This is a genomic window from Ruegeria sp., assembly GCF_028066395.1.
Classification (GTDB): Bacteria; Pseudomonadota; Alphaproteobacteria; order Rhodobacterales; family Rhodobacteraceae; genus Ruegeria.
The window spans coordinates 14,223-16,771 of the sequence record NZ_JALCBM010000083.1; the positions used below are offsets into that span (position 1 = coordinate 14,223).

Here is a 2,549-nt window from a genome sequence, read left to right on the forward strand (position 1 = left end):
GACCCGCAGGTCGGGCAGGCGTTTTCTTCGATATGCTGGACCTGTTCGTCGGTGAATTTGTCATCGGCGGCGGCGACCATCGCATCCACAAGGTCGATCTTTTTGGCGTCCAGATCGGCGATGTCGATCTTGCCCGCCTCCATCGGTCCGCCCGAGACAAAGATCGCGGGGATGTTCAGGCGCATGGCGGCCATCAGCATGCCGGGGGTGATCTTGTCGCAGTTCGAGATACAGACCATCGCATCGGCACAATGCGCGTTAACCATATATTCAACGCTGTCGGCGATCACCTCACGCGAGGGCAGCGAGTACAGCATCCCGTCATGGCCCATGGCGATGCCGTCATCCACCGCGATGGTGTTGAACTCCTTGGCGACGCCGCCTGCGGCCTCAACCTCGCGCGCGACCATCTGGCCGAGGTCTTTCAGGTGGACATGGCCCGGCACGAACTGGGTGAACGAGTTGACGATGGCGATGATCGGCTTGCCGAAGTCATCGTCGCCCATACCAGTGGCGCGCCACAGGCCACGGGCACCGGCCATGTTGCGGCCATGGGTAGAGGTTCTGGATCGGTACATTGGCATGATGCTGTTTCCCTTTTGTCGCGCTTGCCATATCGGGGCGTCGTACGTTATAGCGCACGTAGCACATGTGCGTTATAACGTACAAGACAAATCGCAAGGCGCAGGCTGGGACGTGGACGACATTACGCTGAAATTACGGGATGTGCGGGCGGCCTCGGGGCTGAGCCTGTCCAAGGTGGCCGAGATGACCGGGGTCAGCAAAGCCATGCTGGGGCAGATCGAGCGCGGCGAATCAAGCCCGACCATTGCCACCCTGTGGAAAATCGCCAAGGGGTTCCAGCTGCCGCTGAGCGCGCTGATCGGCACATCCGCCCTGCGCGATCCGACCGATGCATCGCTGTTCCGCACCGTGACATTCCCCGGCAGTATCGAGGTCAAGATCGTCTTCCCATTCGACCCCGCGCTGGGGGCCGAGACCTTTCACGTCGAACTTGCCCCGAACCAGAGCCACGACTCCGCCGCCCATGCCGCAGGCGTGACCGAGGAGGTCTTTGTCCTCAACGGCGCGCTGGACATCCTGCGCGATGGGGAATGGGTGCCGCTGCAAGCGGGGCAGGGGTTGCGTTTCTCTGCGGATCTGCCGCATGGCTACCGCGCTGGCGATCAGGGGGCGGCGTTCCTGAACATGCACCACTATGCGCAACACCCCGACATTTCAGAACAGGATTGAACCCTTTCATGACGCAGTTCTTCGATAGCCTGACATGGGTGGACGCGCTCGGCTCGTTCGGTGCGTTGGTGGTGGTCTCGGCCTATTTCGCCACGCAGATGCGGATGATGAATTCGAATGATCTGGCCTTTCCAGTGCTCAACTTGGTGGGCTCGGTCCTGATCGTCTATTCCCTGCTGCAGAACTTCAACCTCGCCTCGATGCTGATCGAAGGGTTCTGGATCGTCATCAGCGTGATCGGAATTATTCAGCATTTCCGGCTGCGACAGTCAGCGGAATAGACCTATCCAGCCTTGAACCCTGCCCTTGCCGCGTATAGGGAAAATCCAACCGCGCTTTGGGGAGGTTTTGATGCAGGACGATCCGAAAACCCTCGTGTCCACCGAATGGCTGGCCGCCCATCTCAAGGACCCCGATCTGCGGGTGCTGGACGGGTCGTGGTATCTGCCTGCGCAGGGACGGGACGCCAAGGCCGCATATGACGCGGCCCACATCCCCGGCGCGCGTTTTTTTGACATTGATGAGATTTCCGATCACCGGTCCGACCTGCCGCATATGGCGCCTCCGGTCGAAAAGTTCATGTCGCGCCTGCGGGCGATGGGCGTGGGGGATGGCCATCAGGTGGTGGTCTATGATGGGTCCGGGCTGTTTTCCGCGGCGCGGGTCTGGTGGCTGTTCCGCCTGATGGGGCAGGAAAATATCGCCGTACTGGATGGCGGTTTGCCGAAATGGCAGGCCGAGGGGCGCGAGATCGAAGACCTGCCCCCCGTTATCCGCGACCGTCACATGACCGTTCGGGTGCAGAACCACCTGGTGCGCGACGTGACTCAGGTCTCGGCTGCCGCCAAGCTGGCCGATCACCAGATCATCGATGCCCGATCGGCCACCCGGTTCGCCGGGGCCGAGGCTGAGCCGCGCGAAGGGCTGCGGTCCGGCCATATTCCGGGCTCGCGCAATGTGCCGTTCGGCAATCTGCTGAACAAGAACGGCACCATGAAGTCGCCCGAGGAGTGTCGCGCCGTGTTCGAGGCGGCTGGCGTGGACCTGTCGAAACCCGCGATCACATCCTGCGGGTCCGGCGTGACCGCCGCAGTCCTCAGCCTGGCGCTGGAACGCATGGGCAAGAAAGATCATTCGCTTTATGACGGCTCGTGGGCCGAATGGGGTGCCTTCCCGACCCTGCCCGTCGCTACCGGAGAGACCTGATGTTCGAAAACCTCAAACCGCAGCCTGCCGACAAGATTCTGGCGCTGATGCAGATGTACCGCGACGACCCGCGCGATCAGAAGATCGAT

The 2,549-nt window shown here is 61.7% G+C and carries 4 protein-coding genes; 3 read left to right on the top strand and 1 reads right to left on the bottom strand.

The genetic code is table 11. The features are described from left to right. The coding region (locus tag MPJ51_RS19280) for a dihydroxy-acid dehydratase (protein ID WP_298390241.1) at positions 1-584 on the bottom strand (584 nt) is incomplete at its 3' end. Positions 585-696: 112 nt separating this feature from the next. Here MPJ51_RS19280 and MPJ51_RS19285 point away from each other — a divergent pair. The 3 genes from MPJ51_RS19285 to sseA all read left to right on the top strand — a co-directional run bounded on the left by MPJ51_RS19285 (position 697) and on the right by sseA (position 2,460). Then, positions 697-1,254 carry an XRE family transcriptional regulator gene (locus tag MPJ51_RS19285; RefSeq protein WP_298390232.1) on the top strand — a complete coding sequence of 186 codons (558 nt, stop codon included), beginning with the start codon at positions 697-699 and terminating at the stop codon, positions 1,252-1,254. An 8-nt stretch (positions 1,255-1,262) separates the two neighbouring features. Further along, positions 1,263-1,535: a hypothetical protein gene (locus MPJ51_RS19290; protein ID WP_298390235.1), complete on the top strand. Its 273-nt coding sequence runs from the start codon at positions 1,263-1,265 to the stop codon at positions 1,533-1,535. Positions 1,536-1,605: 70 nt separating this feature from the next. Continuing rightward, a complete protein-coding gene (gene sseA / locus MPJ51_RS19295) occupies positions 1,606-2,460 on the top strand; it encodes a 3-mercaptopyruvate sulfurtransferase (RefSeq protein ID WP_298390238.1) in 855 nt (284 codons plus the stop codon). Positions 2,461-2,549: the final 89 nt, after the last annotated feature.